Source organism: Marinobacter flavimaris (genome assembly GCF_002933295.1).
Classification (GTDB): Bacteria; Pseudomonadota; Gammaproteobacteria; order Pseudomonadales; family Oleiphilaceae; genus Marinobacter; species Marinobacter flavimaris.
Genome location: NZ_PSSW01000007.1, coordinates 90,427 through 110,924, shown reverse-complemented (window position 1 = coordinate 110,924; position 20,498 = coordinate 90,427). Strand labels below are relative to the sequence as shown.

General features: G+C 59.9%; 18 protein-coding genes and 2 tRNA genes. 11 read left to right on the top strand and 9 right to left on the bottom strand.

Translation table 11 applies throughout. From position 1 onward, the window contains the following. The first annotated feature begins 39 nt into the window (after positions 1-39). The gene (locus MDHKLMBL_RS13785; protein ID WP_104271044.1) at positions 40-813 is read left to right on the top strand and encodes a fructosamine kinase family protein; all 774 of its coding nucleotides are present in this window, start codon (positions 40-42) and stop codon (positions 811-813) included. Here MDHKLMBL_RS13785 and MDHKLMBL_RS13780 read toward each other — a convergent pair. From MDHKLMBL_RS13780 to MDHKLMBL_RS13770, 3 genes are all read right to left on the bottom strand, one after another. Next, on the bottom strand, positions 810-1,757 hold the full coding sequence (locus MDHKLMBL_RS13780) for an AEC family transporter (RefSeq protein WP_104271043.1): 948 nt from the start codon (positions 1,755-1,757) through the stop codon (positions 810-812). The genes MDHKLMBL_RS13785 and MDHKLMBL_RS13780 overlap by 4 nt on opposite strands. Positions 1,758-1,909: 152 nt before the next feature. Next, positions 1,910-4,243 carry a xanthine dehydrogenase family protein molybdopterin-binding subunit gene (locus MDHKLMBL_RS13775; protein ID WP_104271042.1) on the bottom strand — a complete coding sequence of 778 codons (2,334 nt, stop codon included), beginning with the start codon at positions 4,241-4,243 and terminating at the stop codon, positions 1,910-1,912. Further along, positions 4,240-4,701 carry a (2Fe-2S)-binding protein gene (locus MDHKLMBL_RS13770; protein WP_008174459.1) on the bottom strand — a complete coding sequence of 154 codons (462 nt, stop codon included), beginning with the start codon at positions 4,699-4,701 and terminating at the stop codon, positions 4,240-4,242. The genes MDHKLMBL_RS13775 and MDHKLMBL_RS13770 overlap by 4 nt, the downstream gene beginning before the upstream one ends. Positions 4,702-4,862: 161 nt before the next feature. Here MDHKLMBL_RS13770 and MDHKLMBL_RS13765 point away from each other — a divergent pair, with 161 nt between their 5' ends. Beyond that, positions 4,863-5,267 (top strand): DUF1330 domain-containing protein, encoded by a 405-nt coding sequence (locus MDHKLMBL_RS13765; RefSeq protein WP_014576954.1) that lies wholly within the window; start codon positions 4,863-4,865, stop codon positions 5,265-5,267. An 11-nt stretch (positions 5,268-5,278) separates the two neighbouring features. Here the strand turns inward: MDHKLMBL_RS13765 and MDHKLMBL_RS13760 are convergent, their stop codons facing one another. After that, entirely contained in the window at positions 5,279-5,608 is a 330-nt protein-coding gene (locus MDHKLMBL_RS13760) for a branched-chain amino acid transporter permease (protein ID WP_008174462.1), read from the bottom strand. Further along, positions 5,601-6,305, bottom strand: coding sequence for an AzlC family ABC transporter permease (locus MDHKLMBL_RS13755; protein ID WP_104271041.1), 705 nt, complete (start codon positions 6,303-6,305; stop codon positions 5,601-5,603). Before MDHKLMBL_RS13755 ends, MDHKLMBL_RS13760 begins: the two co-directional genes overlap by 8 nt. Before the next feature lie 168 nt (positions 6,306-6,473). Here MDHKLMBL_RS13755 and MDHKLMBL_RS13750 point away from each other — a divergent pair, with 168 nt between their 5' ends. From MDHKLMBL_RS13750 to pgsA, 5 genes are all read left to right on the top strand, one after another. Beyond that, positions 6,474-8,093, top strand: a complete 1,620-nt coding sequence (locus MDHKLMBL_RS13750; protein WP_104271040.1) for a methyl-accepting chemotaxis protein — start codon at positions 6,474-6,476, stop codon at positions 8,091-8,093. Positions 8,094-8,177: 84 nt separating this feature from the next. After that, entirely contained in the window at positions 8,178-8,429 is a 252-nt protein-coding gene (locus MDHKLMBL_RS13745; protein ID WP_008174466.1) for a hypothetical protein, read from the top strand. 99 nt (positions 8,430-8,528) lie between these two features. Next, on the top strand, positions 8,529-9,191 hold the full coding sequence (uvrY, locus tag MDHKLMBL_RS13740; protein WP_008174467.1) for a UvrY/SirA/GacA family response regulator transcription factor: 663 nt from the start codon (positions 8,529-8,531) through the stop codon (positions 9,189-9,191). Continuing rightward, positions 9,175-11,037, top strand: coding sequence for an excinuclease ABC subunit UvrC (gene uvrC / locus MDHKLMBL_RS13735; RefSeq protein WP_053115088.1), 1,863 nt, complete (start codon positions 9,175-9,177; stop codon positions 11,035-11,037). The genes uvrY and uvrC overlap by 17 nt, the downstream gene beginning before the upstream one ends. A 7-nt stretch (positions 11,038-11,044) precedes the next feature. After that, the gene (gene pgsA, locus MDHKLMBL_RS13730) at positions 11,045-11,623 is read left to right on the top strand and encodes a CDP-diacylglycerol--glycerol-3-phosphate 3-phosphatidyltransferase (protein WP_053115089.1); all 579 of its coding nucleotides are present in this window, start codon (positions 11,045-11,047) and stop codon (positions 11,621-11,623) included. Here pgsA and MDHKLMBL_RS13725 read toward each other — a convergent pair. The 4 genes from MDHKLMBL_RS13725 to MDHKLMBL_RS13710 are packed head-to-tail and all read right to left on the bottom strand — an operon-like array spanning position 11,556 to position 15,149. Further along, the gene (locus MDHKLMBL_RS13725; RefSeq protein WP_141201851.1) at positions 11,556-12,209 is read right to left on the bottom strand and encodes an ABC-type transport auxiliary lipoprotein family protein; all 654 of its coding nucleotides are present in this window, start codon (positions 12,207-12,209) and stop codon (positions 11,556-11,558) included. The genes pgsA and MDHKLMBL_RS13725 overlap by 68 nt on opposite strands. Then, positions 12,206-13,144, bottom strand: a complete 939-nt coding sequence (locus MDHKLMBL_RS13720) for an MlaD family protein (protein ID WP_053115091.1) — start codon at positions 13,142-13,144, stop codon at positions 12,206-12,208. Before MDHKLMBL_RS13720 ends, MDHKLMBL_RS13725 begins: the two co-directional genes overlap by 4 nt. A gap of 2 nt (positions 13,145-13,146) precedes the next feature. Further along, entirely contained in the window at positions 13,147-13,980 is an 834-nt protein-coding gene (locus MDHKLMBL_RS13715; protein WP_227507910.1) for an ABC transporter ATP-binding protein, read from the bottom strand. 2 nt (positions 13,981-13,982) lie between these two features. Beyond that, complete coding sequence (locus MDHKLMBL_RS13710) at positions 13,983-15,149, bottom strand: MlaE family ABC transporter permease (RefSeq protein ID WP_053115093.1); 1,167 nt, start codon at positions 15,147-15,149, stop codon at positions 13,983-13,985. 224 nt (positions 15,150-15,373) lie between these two features. Here MDHKLMBL_RS13710 and MDHKLMBL_RS13705 point away from each other — a divergent pair. From MDHKLMBL_RS13705 to fdhF, 4 genes are all read left to right on the top strand, one after another. Further along, positions 15,374-15,449, top strand: a tRNA-Gly gene (locus MDHKLMBL_RS13705). A gap of 60 nt (positions 15,450-15,509) precedes the next feature. Continuing rightward, positions 15,510-15,583 (top strand) — tRNA-Cys (locus MDHKLMBL_RS13700). Positions 15,584-15,751: 168 nt separating this feature from the next. Then, on the top strand, positions 15,752-17,467 hold the full coding sequence (locus tag MDHKLMBL_RS13695; protein WP_104271039.1) for an NAD(P)H-dependent oxidoreductase subunit E: 1,716 nt from the start codon (positions 15,752-15,754) through the stop codon (positions 17,465-17,467). A gap of 11 nt (positions 17,468-17,478) precedes the next feature. Then, positions 17,479-20,370, top strand: coding sequence for a formate dehydrogenase subunit alpha (fdhF, locus tag MDHKLMBL_RS13690; RefSeq protein WP_104271038.1), 2,892 nt, complete (start codon positions 17,479-17,481; stop codon positions 20,368-20,370). The last annotated feature ends 128 nt before the right edge of the window (positions 20,371-20,498 follow it).

Here is a 20,498-nt window from a genome sequence, read left to right as displayed (position 1 = left end):
CCGGTTCGGGCACGACGACTTCAAGGAGAGAGAACGCTGATGGCCTCCACCCACCTGAAACACAATGCAACTGGTTATGCCGATGCCCTGGTCTGCGAGGCGGAGGGATTGGAACGCCTTGCCAGCGCGCTTGATGAGGCCGGGGTGACTGACGTCGGTGTGCCGCACGTTTATCGGGTGAACGAAACCGAACTCGAAATCACCGCCATCCGGTCTTCCGGTGGCTCAGATCGGGCGCGGGAGGTGCTTGGTGAAGGGCTGGCCAGAATGCATGCCCTGCGTCAGGAGGCGTACGGCTGGGGCAGGGACAATTACATTGGCCTGGCACCGCAACCGAATCGCTGGTGCGACAACTGGGGTGAGTTTTTTGTCCACGACCGCCTTGGCTACCAGGTCTCACGTATTCGTGACGCCAGCCAGAGGACTCGCTTCGAACAGGTATTGGACCAGCACGGGGGCTTGCTGATGGACTGGCTGAACGCCCACTGTGAGCACCCGAGCCTGCTCCATGGTGATCTCTGGAATGGTAACGTGCTCTATGGCTCTGACCGCCCCTGGCTGATTGATCCGGCCGTCTACTGCGGTGATCGTGAAGCGGATATCGCCATGACACAGATGTTTGGTGGTTTCGGCGAAGCGTTCTACCGGGCCTACGACTCGTGTTACCCACGTACACCGGTTTATGGCATCAAGCGTGAGGTCTACAACCTCTACCATTACCTGAACCACTACAACCTGTTCGGAGGTGGTTACCTGGAGGGTTGCCAGCTGGGTTTTGCCGCGATTGAAGCAATAGGCCGGGGCAGGGCCTAGATCAGGCCGGTACTGCGAAGCACGAAGACTCCCAGAGTGACAGTAATGCTTGCCAGAAGGGTCGTCAGGGCGATGATATTGGCCGCCAACCGGTCATTACCGCCCAGCGCCTTCACCATCACGAAACTGGCGGCCGCCGTCGGGCTGGCGAAGAACAGGAACATCAGGCCCAGCTCCGAACCCCGAAAACCGGCCAGCCACGCTGCGGCGGTGCAAAGCGCCGGCAGTATCACCATCTTGAACAGGCTGGAACCCAAGGCCGTTTTGCTGTCACTCCGGATGGCGCTCAAGGATACGGTTGCGCCGATGCAAAGCAGCGCCAGGGGCAGCGTGAGTGAGGCAAAGTAATCGCCGCTGGTCATGACCCAGCCCGGCAGTGAGATATCCAGTGCAGCGAAGGGAATCGCCACGAAGACTGCCAGGATGAGCGGGTTGCGTATGATGTCGTGGAAGATCTTCGTCCAGTCCGTTGTTTGCCCCGGTTGGTAGGCCACCAGCACGATCACCGAAAGTATGTTGTAGGAGATGATCACCAGGCCAAGCAGGATGCCACCTGCCGACAGGCCGAAGTCGCCATAGAGATTGGCAGCAAGCGCCAGGCCGACGATTCCGCAGTTACCCCGAAACGCGCCCTGCACGTAAACGCCACGATCCTCCCGAACCACACGCCAGCGGGCCCAGAGCCAGGTGATAACAAAACTCCCCAGAGTCGCGCCCAGGTAAAACACCAGAAGCCCGGGATTGAACGCGGTATCCAGATCGGCCCGGATGATGCTCAAGAATACCAGGGTCGGCAGGGTGGCCTTGAACACCAGCGCCGAAGCAGTATTCACAAACGCGTTATCGATCCAGCCGATCCGGCGAAGTCCCAGGCCGATAAAGACCATGGCAAACACGGGCAGTGTCGTTTCCATGGTTTGCAGGAACAGATCGATCAGGGTCATCAAGGGTGGCCGTCGGGTCGAGGAGAGTGACTGGGTTAACCTGAATTATAAGCGGGGAGAAAGCTAGGATGCTATGGGAATACCACGAAGGTATGGGGCGGAGAGGGGGAGTGCCGTAAAAAAAACAGGGCCCCGAGGGGCCCTGATCACTTTCAGGCTTTCAGTTGGTCGCCAACGGGCAGGCGCCGGATGCGTTTGCCGGTTGCGGCATAGATCGCATTGCACAACGCCGGCGCTACCGGAGGCAGCCCTGGCTCACCAACACCACCCATGGCTTCATCCGGGTTGTCGACCAGGTGAACCCGCAGGGTTTTGGGTGCATCCGGCATGCGCGGGATCAGGTACTTGTCGAAGTTACCCTGCTGCGCCACACCGTCTTCGAATGTCACCTCGCTTTGCAGCGCGATGCCAATGCCCATCACTATGGCGCCTTCCAGCTGGGAGCGAATCCGCTCCGGGTTGGCCTGCGGGCCGCAATCGAAGGCAATGTCTGCCCGATGGATGGTGAGCTCGCCCTGATCATCGACTTCCACATCAAAGACAATCGCGGTGTACGATACGAAGCTGTGGTGGAAGGCGAGGCCCAACCCTCGATTCTTGCCGGTGGATTTACCCCAGTCTGCCTCCTTGGTTACCCGCTCGATTACGTTACGCATGCGCCCGATGTCGATAGGGTAGAGATCCGGGTCTTCGCCATAATTCCAGCCATCGCCCACCGTGAGATTGTGGATCTCCCGGTCCGGGCCGAGCAGGTCCAGCACGTAGTCGCGATGGTCCTTGCCGGCGGCTACAGCCATCTCATGGGCAAAGCTCTGGATCGCCCAGGCATGGGGCAGGTTGTAGACCGAGCGGAACCAGCCGATTCGCACATGGGCGGGCGCATGTGGATTCTCCAGCCTCAGGGCCGGCACCGAGAACGGCATGGTGTTAAAGCCCATGCCCAGTTCGAACTCACCTTTGTGCTTCGGGTCGGGCGCAAACAGCGAGCCAATACTGGGAGAGAGGGTCCGGTGCAGCCAGCCGGTGGCCTGCCCGTTGTTGTCCAGTCCCGCTTCGAGATAATCCACAGACACGGCGTGATAGTAGGCGTGGTGAATATCATCTTCCCGTGACCACTGCAGCCGGACCGGCCGACCTTTGAAGGCCTCGGCGATACTGGCCGCTTCAATGGCAAAATCCGGTTTGGACTTGCGACCAAAGCCACCGCCAAGCAGAGTAACGTGAACGGTCACGGTCTCCGCATCCAGACCCAATCGCCCGGCCACGGTATCGCGGGTCGCCTGCGGATTCTGGACGGGCGCCCACACCTCAGCCTTGCCGTCTTTGATCCGCACGGTCGCCACCGGGGGCTCCATGGTAGCCTGGGCCATGTGGGGCATGTAGTAGGTGGCGGAAACGCGTTTGTCGGCGTTTTCCAGAGCTGTGTCCAGATCGCCATGCTGACGGACGACCTTGCCGGGTTGCTGCGCCGCTTTCTCAAGGGATTCCCTGTAAGTGGCGGACGTATAGCTTGCGTTGTCGCCGGCAGGCTCCAGATTCCAGTCGATCTTCAGAGCCTTGCGACCCTCCATCGCGGCCCAGGTATTCGATGCCACCACGGCAATACCACCGAGCGGGCTGAAACCTGCCGGTTGGCCGGTGCCCTCAACCTTGAGTACTTTCTCAACACCGGGCACCTTGAGGGCCTCGGTGTCGTCGAAATCGCCAACAGTAGCCCCGTAAACCGGTGGACGGGCGATCACCGCATAGAGCAGATCCTCGAACGGAACATCAGCGCCATACACCGCCTTACCGGTGACAATATCCTCACCGTCGATGGCTTTAGGGTATGCGGACTTCAGCTCGCCGTTAATGAGGCCGGTTTCCTTGCCGACAAATCGCAGCTCATCGTCGCGCTTGAGTACCAGTGCATTGCGCCCGGGAACGTCGAGCTCCCGAGCCTTGGCTGCGAGTTCCCCAAAGCCGAGTTCCTTGCCGGAAGGCGTGTGAACGATGGTGTGTACGCCAGCCTGCACCTCACTAACCGGCACGCCCCACTCATTGGCGGCCGCCTGCTCCAGCATCTGTCTGGCCGCCGCTGCGGCTCGGCGCATGGGCTGGTACCAGTGGCGCATGCTGCGGGAGCCGTCGGTGTTCTGATTGCCGTATTTGTCGTGATCGCCTTCGGCCTGCTCGACCCTTACCTGATCCCAGTCTGCGCCAAGCTCGTCGGCACCGACCATCACCAGGCTGGTCCGGATGCCCTGACCCATTTCGGAGCGGTTGTTCACAATGGTAACCAGGCCATCAGCATCGATATGGATGAACACGTTCGGGTCGTCCACCCAGCCGCCGGGCATGGCTCCGGCACCGAATTGAGCCTTTTCATTGCCAGCCAGGGCCACATCCCAACGGGCTGCAAGTACCAGGGCAGAGCCACCCGCCAGGCCCATCAGGAAGCGCCTGCGGCTCACGTTGGCTATCATCAAGTTGTCATCGGCGCTCATGCTTCACCCTCCTTGCCGGAAGCTCGTTCGATCGCCGCCAGAATGCGGTTGTAGGTGCCGCAGCGACAGAGATTCCCTGCCATGGCATCCACAATCTCCCCGGTCTCGGGATTCGGTGTTCTTTTGAGCAACGCTGTGGCGTTCATGATCTGGCCACCCTGGCAGTAACCGCACTGGGCCACCCCGAGATCGAGCCAGGCCTGCTGAACCTTGCTGCCAACCGGGTCGTCGGCCATGGCTTCAATGGTGGTGATCTCGCCACTGGCCGCAGAGACCGGTGTGACGCAGGAGCGGATTGCCGTTCCGTTCAGGTGAACTGTGCAGGCGCCGCACTGGGACATCCCGCATCCGAACTTGGTTCCTTTGAGGCCGACAACGTCGCGGATTACCCAGAGCAGGGGCATGTTGTCGGGCACGTCGAGCTCGTAGCGCTCGCCGTTGATCGTGAGGGTAGCCATAACGTCCTCTCGTTTATGAGTTTTGCGTCTCCTTCACTGTAGCCCTACGAACTGGCAGAGTAAAAACAGCAATCTGGATGAAAGGTAATAAAATCGCTTGCACGCTCGCCTCGGGCCTGGGCTATAGTAGGCCCCGGAAACAAGAGAAGAAGAGGATAAGGATGGACGCCGTTAATCCCACCCCCGAACAGCTGCAAAAAGTCCTGGCGGATACCCCGAAAGACCAGCCCGTTGTCATGCTGAATCTGCTGCGCTTCCGTGATAGGGCCAATTACAAGGAAGAGGCGCCGGAGCGAAGCGGGCGCGAAGCCTACAAGCTCTATATGGAAGAGGCTGCCGCCTGCGTAAAATCGGTCGGCGCAGAAGTCATCTGGTCTGGCCGCAGTGTTGGATCGCTGATTGCGCCCCCGGATGAATCCTGGGATCAGGTGCTTCTGGTCAGGTATCCCTCAATTGATGCCTTCATGGCCATGATCGAAAGCCGGGAATACAAAGGCGTGGTCAAACACCGCACCGCTGCCCTTCAGGATTCACGGCTCGTCGCCAATCTTGAAACCAGGATGTAAATAAAACCGGATCAAAGCCCGGCTTGCTGGATGGCCATGTAGCTGATGGTGCCTGCGGCGATAGAGAGCAGGGCATTGCGGCGCCAGAGGTGAATAATCACCACGAGGACGCCGGGAAGAAGGGCATCGAACCCCATCCATGAGCCGGACCAATCCGCCGAGCGCTGCAGAAATACCGTGGCCAGCAACGCCATCACGGCCGCAGGAAGGTAGCGCCCCAGATGGCGCACCAGCGGATGCTCCGTGTGCCTCTCGAAAAACAGAAAGGGAATCACCCGCGTGGCAAAAGTCGCGACTGCCGCCACCGCAATGAATGCCGCCAGATAGCCGGATTCACCCATGGCTGCTCTCCTCGCCCGGTGCCTGCCCGCGATGCTTCCGGTATTCGAACAGCAGGACGGCAGTGACCAGCGCAATGGCACCGATCAACTGGTGTGCCGGTGGCAAAACCAGCATGGCGACGCCCGCGGCCGCTGCTCCGAGCCAGATCGGGAAACCTTCTCCCAGGGCTTTGAATTGCTCCAGAGTCAGAACAATGAACAGAGCCACCAGCGCGAACTCGATGCCGGTGCTGTCAAAGGCGACATTGTCGCCAAGCAATGCACCAATTGCGCACCCCGCCACCCAGTAACACTGGTTAAAGCCGGTAATTCGGAAATCGACCTCCTGTTCGTGGGCCCGGTCGCTTCCTCGTGGGCGGCTGGTGAGCAGGGAATAGGTTTCATCGGTCAAACCGAAAATCAGATAGAGTTTTCGCCAGCCAGCGCCCTTGAACTGGCCCAGCAATGAAAGCCCGTAAAACAGATGGCGGGCGTTCAGAACAAACATCGCAATGAAGACTTCCAGCAGGCCCGCGTTAACGGCCAGAAGGCTGACGGCCAGTATCTGGCCGGCTCCGGCGTAAATCACGATTCCCATCAACGGCGCAGCCCACCAGGCATACTCGAGCTGGGTTGAGAACAGCACACCAAAGGCCATGCCCAGCGGAAGATAGCCGAACAAGATGGGCAGCGTGAGTCTGAAGACGGACTGGTTCATTAGCATCCAAACGGTCAGAAAGCGGCGATCATAGAGAATCGGTGGAATTTTTTGAAGTGGTTAACACCATTAACGAGGGCGAGCGATGAAAAGCTGACGCTGAGAGCGCAATAAAAGTGTCACAAAATCGGCATACCATCCGCGGCATAGCCCGCTGTTGGAGTTGTCATGTTCGGCACAGTAAGAACCCGCATCCTTTTTTTCGCCTTTCTCTCGGTCTTTGCCGTCGCAGGACTTTCCGCTCTGTCCTGGAGCATCATCCTGAAAGCGGAAGACGCCTCCAAAACCCTGATCCAGACCAACCTCAACGAAGCCTGGCTACTGGCGGATCTCGAACAGGACCATCGGCACCTCCAGGATCTTGCCTACAAGATCAAGGCTCAGCTTCTGCTGTGGGATGAAATCGAGACCGAGTTCACCCGTTTGGAGACCGCTTTGCCGGCACATTGGCAGAGTCTGGAAACGGATCCGGGGTTGAGCGAGTGGGCAGAGGCACATCGTGAGGATTTCGAGCGGGTACTGGCGCTTATCGCCCGGATGAAAGAGGGCATTGCAGAGAAAAGCTATTACCGTGTCGGCCAGGTCGTGGATTTCGATCTGTTCCCGGCCATGGAGCCGATGCTCGAAGCGATTGCTGGTCGCCAGTTTCAAAGCAGGAAGTCTGTATCTGACGGCGCCGACGAGTTGCTGTCGTTTCTGGCTGGCCAGCAGACCTTTGTGATTGCCGGTTCCGTGTCCTTTCTGCTTATTGTTATCGCCATGACCTGGTGGTTGAGGCAGTCGGTTATTCTGCGCTTGCAGGCTATGCAAAACGATCTGGTTGCCATGGAAAAGAACGCCGATCTTACACGGGTGCCAGTCCTGAAAGGGCGGGACGAAGTAGCCGGTGTTGCCAATGCACTGGGTGGCTTGGTTTCCCGGTTCGAGCATTTCATCGCAGACATCCGGTCGGCTGCCGGTGGTCTGGATGAGCGTTCCGGCGCTCTGGATAACGGTGCGGAATCTCTCCAGGCAGCATCAGAGAAGACTCGGTCGCAGATTCACGACGTCAGCCAGTCCATGGCCGCCATTGCCGATCAGGCCTCGGCCATTGAGCGAGCCACAGATGAGTCGGCCAATACCGTGAAATCTGCGGTGGCGGCCAACGAAGAAGTCCAGCATCGACTCACCACCAGCGAGGGCGCTGCGGAACATACGGTGGATGTCATTTCGCGCGTTTCGGGATCCATTCATGCCCTTAACGAATCCACGGGCAAGATTGAGCAGGTCATCGGAGTGATTGCCGATATTGCCGAGCAGACCAACTTGCTGGCACTGAACGCTGCGATCGAAGCGGCTCGAGCAGGGGAGCACGGTCGTGGATTTGCGGTGGTAGCCGATGAGGTTCGGACCCTGTCCCGTCGCACCTCTGACTCTACCCGGGATATATCCCAGTGGGTGCAGGACCTTGTATCCGGCGTAAGCAGCGTCGATGCGCTTTTGGAGGAAATGCGCGATGCCGGCAGCAGCAACCGAGAGCATCTGGCTGCCCTCAAGGGACACCTTCAATCCCTGCAGGGCCAGTTCGTGGATCTTGAGAACCACAGCGCCGAGATCAGCTCTGCGGTTGCGTTTCAACGGGACGAGATCGGTCGGGTAGGCCGCCGTTCCACAGCGCTGGACGAAAGCGCCGATTTCCTCATTGAAACCGTCGAGCAAACCCGGACCATCAGCGAAGCGCTCAGGCAGGAGTCAGTCTCAATGCGGCAATTGATCGCCCGTTTCCGAACGGCCGCAGAGCCAGCCTGATCAAGGATTGTTTGCCCGGATCCCCTCTCCGGGCTTCTACCTCGCCACCATAACTCGTAACATGGTGGCGTCTAAGGAGGTAGTATGACCGACAGCGCCGAAAACCAGCCCGAGCAAGACCCCAGACAGGAAAAATTCGTTGTCGACACCGAATTGCTGACCGAAGACCAGCTCCAGGGCCTGGTGGAAGAGTACTGCACCCGATACCACGGACTGAACGACACCGAAAACCCCATGGGTGAGCAGAGCAGGGTCATGTCTGCGGTGCGCCGGGGCGATCTGGTGGTCTGGTTCGATCCCGTGGAAAACACTGCCGGGCTGGGTGTGCCGGCTTAGGCGTCAGGTGTGTCACGGTATTTGTGTTTGCACCTACCCGGGGCAGGAACTAAACGTTACAATCGCGCTGTTTTCCGAAAGCCGTGTGCGAGGTGAATTTTGATCAGGGTACTGGTTGTAGATGACCATGAGCTGGTGAGGTCCGGTATTACCCGGATGCTGGCTGACAACCCGGACATTGAAGTCATCGGGCAGGCGCCATCCGGAGAGGATGCCATCGATTTCGTCCGCCAGGAGCGGCCGGACATCGTGCTCATGGATATCCGCATGCCAGGCATCGGGGGCCTTGAGGCGACCCGTCGCATACTCCGCATTGATGATTCCATTCGCGTGATCGTGGTAACCGCCTGCGCGGACGACCCCTATCCGACGCGCGTCATGCAAAGCGGTGCCACCGCCTACATCACCAAGGGTGCGGATATCAAAGAGATGGTCCGCGCCATTCGTATGGCTCACACCGGCCAGCGCTATATCAGCCCGGAAATTGCCCAGAAGATGGCCCTGAAACAACTGGGCGGCGGCGATCGGGACGAGGATGGCGAGCTCTCGCTGTTCGACCGGCTTTCCGAGCGGGAAATGCAGATCGCGATGATGGTGGTGGATTGCCAGAAGGTGCAGGACATTTCGGACAAGCTGTGCCTGAGCCCTAAAACCGTGAACAGCTACCGCTACCGGATCTTCGAGAAACTGGAAATTTCCAGTGATGTCGAATTGGCCCTGATGGCAGTGCGGCTCGGGTTGCTTGATGCCGACAAGGTCTGACCCTGAGAGCACCCACATCGGGGAGTTTGACAGCAAGAGCTTCCTGAAACAGTTGACCGAGCGGCCCGGCGTCTACCGAATGTACGACGAGGGTGGCTCGGTTCTTTACGTGGGCAAGGCCCGCAACCTTAAAAAACGGGTTGGCAGCTACTTCCGCAAGACCGGTCTGGCGCCCAAGACCGAAGCCCTGGTTGGCAAGATTGCCTCTATCGAGGTGACGATTACCGGCAGTGAAACCGAGGCGCTGCTGCTCGAACAGAACCTGATCAAATCGTTACGGCCGCCCTACAACATCCTGCTCCGTGACGATAAGTCCTATCCCTATATCTATTTGTCGTCGCACAGCGATTACCCCTCGCTGACGTTTCGCCGTGGGCGCACTAAAAAGGGTGGCGGCACCTGGTTCGGGCCGTTTCCCAGCTCGGGAGCGGTCAAGGAAAGTCTTAATGTATTACAGAAGATTTTCCGCATAAGAAACTGTAGTGAAAGCTTTTTCAGGAATCGCACAAGGCCTTGCCTGCAGTACCAGATAAACCGTTGCACGGCACCGTGTGTTGAATACATCACGCCCGAGGAGTACCAGCAGGACATCCGCCACGCCACCATGTTTCTGGAGGGCAAGAACCCTGCGATTCTCCACGATCTGATGAACGCCATGGAGGCCGCCTCGAAGAATCTTGAGTTTGAAAAAGCGGCAGCCTACCGGGACCAGATCAACCACCTGCGCCACGTGCAGGAGCAGCAATCAATCGAAGGAGAGGGCGGCGAGGCGGATGTCATTGCCATTGCCCAGGATGCGGGTATCGTCTGCATCGTGGTGATCATCGTGCGCGGTGGCCGTGTGCTCGGTACCAAGGACTATTTCCCTCGTTACTCCATCGAGCAGACCGAGGGTGAACTGCTCAGCGCCTTCCTCGGGCAGTATTATTTCGGCGGCAACACCCGACGGGAGATTCCGCGGGATATCCTGGTGCCGGTTGAAGTGGAAGGCCAGGAATTGTTGGCCCAGGCTCTCAGCGAGTCCGCAAACCGGGAAACCCGGATTCGGGGCAATGTTCGCGGTGAACGCCGCCGGTGGCTGGAACTGGCCATGACCAACGCCCGCCAGACCCTGCTCACTCACCTGGCGAGCAAGGAGACCGTATACCGGCGCCTGCTGGCCCTGAGGGATCTTCTGGAGCTGTCGGAGACGCCGTCACGCATGGAGTGTTTCGATATCAGCCACAGCCACGGGGAAAATACCGTCGCATCCTGTGTGGTTTTCGATGAGAATGGCCCCCTGAAGAGTGATTACCGCCTGTACAATATCGAGGGGGTGACGGCCGGCGATGATTACGCCGCTATGCGCCAGGTGCTCTCCCGCCGTTACAAGCGGATGGTGGCCGGTGAGGGCAAGCGGCCGGATCTGGTCTTCATCGACGGTGGTAAAGGACAGCTGAACATTGCCCGGGAAGTATTTGACGAGCTTGAGATTTCGGACATCCCGCTGATCGGCGTCGCCAAAGGCGTAACCCGTCGTGCAGGCATGGAGCAACTGATAGACGCCATGACTGGGGATGTCTTCCGGGTGCCGGCCGATTCGCCCGCGTTGCACCTGATCCAGCATATCCGGGACGAGTCCCACCGGTTTGCGATAACCGGGCACCGGGCGCGCCGTGATAAAAAGCGCCGGCAGTCTACACTGGAAGGCATTGAGGGCGTGGGACCGAAGAAGCGCCGCGACCTGATTCGATACTTTGGCGGGATACAGGAACTCCGCAAGGCCGGGGTCGACGAGATGACCAAGGTTCCGGGCATCAGCAAATCACTGGCCGAAACCATATACGCAGCATTGCACGACGAGTAAGGACAGCATGAATTTACCAAACATCCTCACCCTCTCCCGCATCATCATGATTCCGGTGTTCGTGGTGATTTTCTATCTTCCGGTGGGTTGGAGCTACCTCGTGAGCGCGGCCATTTTCGGATTGGCGGCGGCCACCGACTGGCTGGACGGTTATCTGGCCCGCAAACTCGACCAGAGCACCCCGTTCGGCGCGTTCCTGGACCCGGTCGCGGACAAACTCATGGTAGCCGTTGCACTGGCTGTGCTGATCGAGGAGCACTCGGCGATTCTGCTGACGATTCCGGCCACCGTTATCATCGGCCGTGAGATAGTCATTTCCGCCTTGCGGGAGTGGATGGCGGAAATCGGCAGCCGCGCCAGCGTGGCGGTTTCGTACATCGGCAAGATCAAGACCACCGCGCAAATGGCCGCTATTGTCGGCCTTCTGGCGTTTCCTCCCGGTGTACTCTGGGCCAATGTCGCCCTGGCGTTGCTCTATATCGCCGCGATTCTCACCCTCTGGTCCATGGGCCTCTACCTCAAGGCTGCTTGGGCGGATCTATTCCCGGAGAAGGCCTCAGGTCAGACGGATAGTCACACGTCGTAGCCCATTCAATCACCCTGGCGGCCAGATTGCTGCCAGCGGTTCCGAAGGCCTCAACAATCTGGTCAACCGATGTGCCTGATGCCGGTGCCACAACCCGCACAGAGCGAGTGCACAGCCTGGCCCGCGAGCGGTTGTGAATCATCTGCAGGTGCAGCTCGATAACCACCTGCGGACCGGATTCCGGGGTTTCCGAATGAAATGCCGAGAGTTCGGTGACCAGGGTCAACTCAGCCTGTGCCGGATTGGTATCCGTAATAACATTCGCGTAGGCGCCACTCTGACGAAGGCTGCTGACCAGCATATCCCGAACCACCACCGGTGCCGAATCCCGCCAGCGGGTTCCCTCGTAGGCCCGGAACTCCTGATGCGTGGGTTTGGCCAGAATCAGCGATCCGTTAAAAGGCTCTGAGGCGTAGGGTGTATCAACGCGAAGGGATGCCTGAACCGGTTGCTCCGCCGTTGGAGCCGCCTGGACCACTGCCAGGTCCATAACCCTCGGTGGCTCCGGGTTCGGAAACACCGTGCACCCACTGGCGAGTGCAGCACCGAGGAGAAGCGTCAGGTTTCTGATTGACCTCAATGTCACTGTGCCATCTCCTTCATGGTTTCATTGCCGAACAGAGTGCCCGTGGGATCCTGCTCCAGCCGGTGCGTAAACTGATTCAGGCTGCGCAGGGTTGCCCGAAGCTCCCGTAGCGCGGGCGCCAACTCTCCCATACCCTGCAGTCCGGCATCCATCGCCCCCTGGTTGTTTCGGGTCAACTCATCAATTCGCTCCATGGTGGTGGTCATTACCGCGAGCGCTTGGTCCATGGATTGCAGAACCCGCTGGCCATCGTTTTGCAGCAGTTCGTTGGCGTTATCCGAAACGTTGGAGACTTTGATCGCAGCTTCTTCGGCGCGAATGGCGGCGGCATCGAATTGTTCCAGCAGGGCGATCAGCTGGTCCCGGCGGTCGAGCAGGGCGTCTGTGGCTTCCCGTGTGTTTTCCAGGATGGCCGATGCGTTGTCGATGTTGTCAGCCGATAACAGCGCCGTCGCGCTGGTAAGCAGCTGGTCGGCTTTGGCCAGGAGTTGCTCGCCGTTGGAAAGCAGGCTGGTGAACGCCGAGGGCTCGGCAATGATTACCGGCGGGTTGTCCTCGTCACCTTTCAACGCGGGTTTGTCCGGGCTTCCACCACTGAACTGGACGCTCATGCTGCCGGTGATGTTGGCGAGCACCAGGCCGGCCTTGGTGTTCTCACGAATGGGAACCGACTGATCCACCCGGACCAGCACCCGCACGTGGCCGGGGTTGTCCGGATCCAGGGTCAGCTCTACCACATCACCAATCTGAACGCCGCTGTAAAGCACAGGGTTACCCTCGGACAGGCCACCAACGGCATGGTCGAAGACGATTTCATAGTAGCCCCATTCCCGATCGGCAGAGGATTTCGCCAGCCACAGGGAAAAGATCAGCGCGGCCGCAAAGGCCAGGATGGTAAACAGGCCAATGATCAGGTGGTGGGCCCTTGGCTCCATGGTTACTGCTCCTGATTCCGTTTGTTCGAATGGTCCCTGAATGCGTAGCTCGCTGCCCGGCCCCGGGGGCCGTTAAAGTAGTCCTGAATCCACTCATCTTCCGTGGCGGCAACGGCTTCCAGCGTATCAGCTACCAGCACCTTGCGCTGTGACAGTACCGCAACCCGGTCGCAGGTTGAGTAGAGGGTGTCCAGATCATGGGTGACCAGAAACACAGTCAGCCCCAGGGCATCCCGGAGCGTCACAATCAGCCGGTCGAATGCCGCTGCCCCAATGGGGTCCAGGCCCGCCGTGGGCTCATCCAGAAACAGGATCTCCGGATCGAGTGCCAGGGCCCGGGCCAGGCTCGCCCGCTTCACCATACCGCCGGAGAGTTCGGACGGGTAACGAACCGCTGCGTCAGGTGGTAAACCGGTCAGCGCCAGCTTCATCCGGGCCAGCTGTTCGGCCTCAGACCGCTTCAGGCCCGCGTGTTCGACCAGCGGAACGGCGATATTCTCCTGCAGGTTCAGGGACGTAAACAGGGCGCCACCCTGGAACAGAACCCCGAAGCGTTGCTCTATGCGCGAACGCGCCCGTGCCGAAAGCTGGATAAGATCCTCGCCAAACACCCGGATATGGCCAGAAGCTGGCGTATTCAGGCCAACGATGCTGCGCAAAAGTACCGTCTTGCCCGTACCGGAACCTCCGACCACGCCCAAAATTTCACCTCGCAGGAGATCCAGGTCGAGGTCCTCGTGCACAATGTGATCGCCAAAGCGGTTGCACAGGTCCCGCACCTCAATGACCGGCTCATTGCTTGTTTGAGGATTTGGAGACGCTGCCATATCTGCCATGATCACCAGCCCATTTCCATAAAGAATAGTGCAGCAATGGAATCCAGCAGAATCACCATGAAGATCGACTGAACCACGCTGGAGGTGGTGTGCTCACCTACCGATTGGGCACTGCCCGCCACCTTGAAGCCTTCCAGACAGCCAATTACGGCAATCAGGAAGGCAAAGATAGGCGCCTTTACAATGCCCACAACGAAATGCTGAAGGGCAATGTCCCGCTCAACGATGGCCATGAACTGCGTCGGCGTTATATCCAGCACCAGCGCGCAGACCATGGCGCCGCCCACCATACCCGAGATCATGCCCACAAAGGTGAGAATGGGCAGGCTCACCATCATGGCCATCACCCGGGGCAGCACAAGCAGTTCAATGGGGTTCAGGCCCAGGGTGCGGATAGCATCGAGCTCCTCGTTAACCTTCATGGCGCCAATGTGGGCGGTAAACGCGCTGGCGGTTCGGCCGGCCAGAAGGATTGCGGCCAGCAGCACCCCGAATTCCCGCAGGAAGGAAAACGCCACCAGGTTTACCGTGTAAATGGTGGCGCCGAAATCGTCCAGCACGGTTGCACCCAGAAAAGCCACCACAGCGCCCACCAGAAACGTCAGCAGTGCCACGATGGGCAGGGCATTCAGGCCGGTGTCATGAACCGCAGCCACAAAGGGCGTCATCCGCCAGCGCCAGGGCCGGGGAAGGTTCCAGGCCAGGGTGCCGAGGGTCTGGCCAATAAAGCCCACAAGGATCCACAGCAGCCGGAAGATGCTTTCCACCTTCTGGCCGGTTCCGGTCACAAAGCTCCAAACGAGGGAGGGCGCCCGCCGATCCGCCTCGGGCTGATTTTTCATGGCCTCGCAAACAGCAGCGATCAGGGCGGATGTTTCCCGGGGCAATTCGCTATCGGCCGTAGCGGCTTCGAGCAAACGCTCCGGGCCGATCAGGGTGGCCAGTTGTGAGGCTCCGGCGGTATCAATTCGCGTCAGCCCCGAGAGGTCGATCGACAGTTTATTCATATCCCTGGGGGACATGGATGACGCCAGGGACGCCAGAGACCGGTAATGGCTCAACAGCCAGTCGCCGTTCACACTCAGAGTGCCGGCTTCAACGCTGACGGATCCGGGGTTGGACGTCGGTTGTTGTGGATCGGTCTGCTCGGATGAATCAGGACTGGGCACGTTCTGTCGAATCCCTGAGTGATGTTGCCTGCCAATCCCTAGCTTAAAGAGTGCGGGGGATCTCTGCCAGTGACGAAGGTGCATGTTTTCATGCTGCCGCGCAATTGGCCAAACTTTGCCCACAATCTCCAGTAAAACAAAAACTTGATAAAAAACTATTGACGCCCGAACGGTAATCCGTAGAATACGCAGCCGTTGACGAGGCAATGCCCCGGAAACAAAGAGCGGGAATAGCTCAGTTGGTAGAGCACAACCTTGCCAAGGTTGGGGTCGCGAGTTCGAATCTCGTTTCCCGCTCCAATTTCAAGTCTCTCATTGCCCACCTGAGAGCACAAAGATCCGATCCCTTCGATCTTTTCCGGCGCGGTGGCAGAGTGGTTATGCAGCGGACTGCAACTCCGTGTACGCCGGTTCGATTCCGACCCGCGCCTCCATTATTTCTCCTTCTTTCGATCATTTCAGCTTCAGGCCAGATTCGTCTCGCTATGCAGCAAATTTGCGATCATCTGGCGCCTCAACACCCTGATATGCTTCAATGACTTGTATCTTGTCAGACCAGCCACCACGGCTGTCTGCTGTATCTCGGTGCGTGGTCGAAAATAATGAAAACAGACGAACAGAAGGTCAAACGCAGGCGTTCCGGCCTTCGTGGCCGACAGCTGGAGCCCACTGTGCTGTCGGGGCTTCGGGAACTGATCGGTGACGAACGCGTTGATTCGTCATTGCGTCATCGCGATCGACTGATCGAGCACCTGCATCTGATTCAGGATGCCGACGGCTACCTCTCCATGCCCCGTCTGCGGGCCCTTGCGTCTTTCATGAATTTGCCTATGGCCGCCGTTTATGAAACGGCCACGTTCTACGCCCACTTCGATGTTGTTCACGACGAACAAACGCCGCCACCGGCAATAACCCTGAGGGTCTGCGATTCGCTCTCCTGCCAACTGGCGGGTGCAAGCGCACTCCATAAAACACTGGCTGACGGGACTGACCCTGCCCAGGTGCGTGTGGTTCACGCGCCTTGCATGGGCCGCTGCGATACGGCGCCCGTGGTCGCCGTGGGGCACCATCACGTGGGCAACGCGACTGCCGAAACCGTTGGCGCCGCCGTCGAACAACAGCAGGTGCAACCGGATGAGATCCATTGGCAAAAGCTGGCGGATTATCGCTCCGCGGGTGGTTACCAGTTGCTGAAGGATTGCCGCGACGGACGGGTTACCGTTGAGTCCCTTGCGGAAGAACTTGAGCAGGCCGGCTTGCGGGGCCTCGGCGGCGCGGGTTTCCCCACCTATCGCAAATGGCAGGCCGTGCGAGCCGAACCCGGGCCACGTTACGCGGTAATTAACGCAGACGAGGGAGAGCCTGGCACGTTCAAGGATCGCTATTACCTCGAACGTGAACCCCATGGATTCCTGGAGGGCGCCCTGGTCAGTGCCTGGGCGGTTGAGGCTCAGGCTCTCTATATCTACCTTCGGGACGAGTATCCCGGCCTCCTCGTTGTGTTGAGAGACGCCGTTGCTGAATTGGAAGCTGCCGGCATTGTAGAACCGGGCTTTGTGATCCTGCGCCGCGGTGCCGGTGCCTATATCTGCGGCGAAGAATCCGCCCTGATCGAGTCGCTGGAAGGCAAACCCGGCAAGCCACGCCATCGCCCGCCTTTTGTGGCCCAGAAAGGCCTGTTTGGTCAGCCCACCCTGGTCAACAACGTAGAGACCGTTTACTGGATCCCTCGCATTCACGCCCAGGGCGCCGAGTGGTATGCGAGCCAGGGGCGGCATGGTCGTAAAGGGCTTCGAAGCTTTTCGGTCTCCGGCCGGGTGGCTCGCCCCGGCGTTCATGTGGCGCCTGCGGGGATCACGCTTAATGAGCTCATTGAGGAATACTGCGGCGGTATGGCTGAAGGCCATCGCCTCCTGGCCTATCTGCCCGGTGGCGCGTCCGGCGGCATACTGCCGGCCAGCAAGGCCGATATTCCGATGGATTTCGACACGCTTCAGGAGCACGGTTGTTTCATCGGCTCCGCCGCGGTGATTGTTCTGTCTGATCGGGACAATTTGCAAGCCGCGGCCGCCAATCTTTTGGGCTTCTTTGCGGACGAATCCTGCGGCCAGTGCACGCCCTGCCGTGTGGGCACTGAAAAAATGCTGACGTTGCTGGAGCGGGATACCTGGGATGAACAGACGCTCCAGCAACTGGCCGCCGTGATGGCCGATGCGTCCATCTGTGGTCTTGGCCAGGCCGCTCCCAATCCGGTGCTGAGCCTGCTCCGGGATTTCCGCAGCGAACTGGCCAGCCAAAACCTGATCGCCAAAGGGTAGGGAAGGCAGCCATGAGCGAATCGAAAAAAGCCATGAGTGATTCCAGCACAAGTTTTACCCTCACCCTCGATAACGTCGAGGTTCAGGCCTACCCCGGCGAAACCCTTTGGCAGGTCGCCAAGCGGGCCGGAGAAACCATCCCGCACCTGTGCTTCAAAGACGCGCCGGGCTACCGTGCCGATGGCAACTGCCGGGCCTGCATGGTGGAAGTGGAAGGCGAGCGGGTACTCGCCGCAAGCTGCATTCGGGAGGCCGCACCCGGCATGGTCGTGCGAAGCGCTGGCTCCTCACGGGTTCAGGCAGCCCGTAAAGGCGTTCTGGAATTACTGCTGGCCGACCAGCCTGAGCGGGAGAGCAGCCCTGATCGGTCCAGCCATTTGTGGAACACGGCGGACCAGCTGGCCATCGATGCCGCTGCCGTGCGCCAGCGCCTGCCGGCTCGTTCAGACCGGGACGAGCCTACGGTACACCACGTTGAACCCCGTTCCGATTCGCTGCCACACGCAGGCGGCCACGACGCCACCCATTCGGCCATGAACGTGAATCTGGACGCCTGCATCACCTGCGGCTTGTGCGAGCGAGCCTGTCGGGAAGTGCAGGGCAACGATGTCATCGGACTGGCGCATCGCGGTGCCGCTTCCAAGATCGTATTTGATTTCGATGATCCCATGGGCGACAGCACCTGCGTTGCCTGCGGCGAATGCGTGCAGGCCTGCCCGACGGGCGCGCTCATGCCCGCCACCCTGATGGATGCCCAGGGCCGCGGAGACTCCGCCACGGCCGACCGCACGGTGGATTCCGTTTGCCCCTATTGTGGCGTGGGCTGCCAACTGACCTATCACGTGAAAGACGAGCCTGCGAGTGCCCAGTCTGGAGCGGGCGAGCAGCGAGGGCGTATTCTCTTTGTGGAGGGTAAAGACGGCCCCTCCAACCAGGGCAGGCTCTGCGTGAAAGGCCGCTTCGGGTTTGATTATCCGTCTCACCCGGCGCGGCTCACTCGCCCCCTGATTCGCCGGGAGGGCGTCCCCAAAGGGCTCGATCCCAATTTTGATCCGGCCAACCCGTTAACGCATTTTCGAGAGGCCAGCTGGGAAGAGGCGCTGGATCTTGCGGCAAACGGACTGACCCAACTTAAAACACAGCACGGACCGGATGCGCTCGCCGGCTTCGGCAGCGCCAAGTGCTCCAACGAAGAAGCCTGGCTGTTCCAGAAGCTGGTGCGCACCGGTTTCGGCTCCAACCATGTGGACCATTGCACCCGGCTTTGCCACGCCAGCTCCGTCGCGGCGCTGATGGAGTGCCTGGGGTCCGGGGCCGTAACCGCCTCCTTCATGCAGGCGCTCCAGGCAGACGTGGTGATTCTGACCGGCTGCAACCCGGCGGTGAATCACCCGGTCGCCGCTACCTACTTCAAGCAGGCAGCACGCAACGGCACCAAACTGATCATCATTGATCCCCGGGGCCAGTCGCTGGACGCCTATGCCTGGCGCAGCGTGCGTTTCTCGCCCGGTGGCGACGTATCGCTCTTCAACGCCATGCTCAATGTGATCATCAGCGAAGGGCTTTTCGACAAGAACTACATCGATACCCATACCGAAGGCTTCGAGGCGCTAGCGGCAAGTATCGAAGGCATGACCCCGGAAGTGATGAGCCCCGTATGCGGCGTCGATCCCGACACGATTCGGGAAGTGGCCCGTGCCTACGCGCAGGCCGAAAACGCGATTATCTTCTGGGGCATGGGCATTTCCCAGCATGTGCACGGTACCGACAACGCCCGCTGCCTGATTTCCCTGGCGCTGACTTGCGGCCATACCGGCCGGCCCGGCACCGGTCTGCACCCCCTGCGGGGGCAGAATAACGTGCAGGGCGCTTCCGATGCCGGCTTGATCCCCATGGTACTGCCAGACTACCAGCCCGTTGGGGATGCCCAGTTGCGAGCCGCTTTCGAAGAACTCTGGAGCACCGAACTGGACCCGGAGCCGGGGCTGACCGTGGTGGAGATCATGGACGCCATCAGGGCGGGCACCATCAAGGGCATGTACATCCTCGGTGAAAACCCTGCGATGTCCGATCCGGATCTCACCCACGCACGGGCCGCGCTGGGCGCCCTGGAGCACCTCGTGGTTCAGGATCTGTTCGTCACCGAGACGGCCCAGTTTGCCGATGTGATACTGCCGGCAGCGGCCTGGTCAGAAAAATCCGGCACCGTCACCAACACCAACCGGCAGGTGCAAATGGGCCGGGCGGCCCTCACGCCCCCGGGTGAAGCAAAGGCGGACTGGTGGATCATCCAGGAAATCGCCCGGCGTTTTGGGTTGGCCTGGAACTACAGCGGCCCCGAGCAGGTGTTTGCCGAGATGAAGCAGGGTATGCACTCACTGGATCATATCTCCTGGTCCCGGCTGGAGCGGGAAGGGTCTGTGACCTACCCGTGCCAGGCCGACGACGCGCCGGGCGATGATGTGGTCTTCGCCGATGCGTTTCCCAGGTCCAGGGGGAAAGCCAAATTCTCTCCGGCCAGCCCCCTGCCACCCGACGAGCCGGTGGATGAGGCCTATCCCACGGTGCTGACCACAGGGCGTTTGCTGGAGCACTGGCACACGGGCGCCATGACTCGCAGAAGCCGGGTACTGGATGAGCGCGAACCCGAAGCGGCGGCATTCCTGGCGCCATCAGAACTGGAGCGCCTGGGCGTTGCCTCTGGAGAGGACATCCATATCGCCACCCGGCGGGGCAGCATCACCCTTACGGCGCGGGCTGATCAGACCATGCCCGAAGGCATGGTGTTCGTGCCTTTCGCCTTTGTGGAAGCGGCGGCCAACCTGCTCACCAATCCGGCTCTGGACCCGTTCGGGAAGATTCCGGAATTCAAGTACGCCGCCTGCCGGCTGACCCCGGCCTAGTGCCGGGCTGGAGCTGGGCTAGAGCTGGGATAGCCAAGCTTGTTCAGAACGACGCGCATTGTCGCCTTGCGTCTGTAAAGTATCGTTGGTTGGTCTAGAATGGCGCCAAAATTCCCCGAATTCTCAGG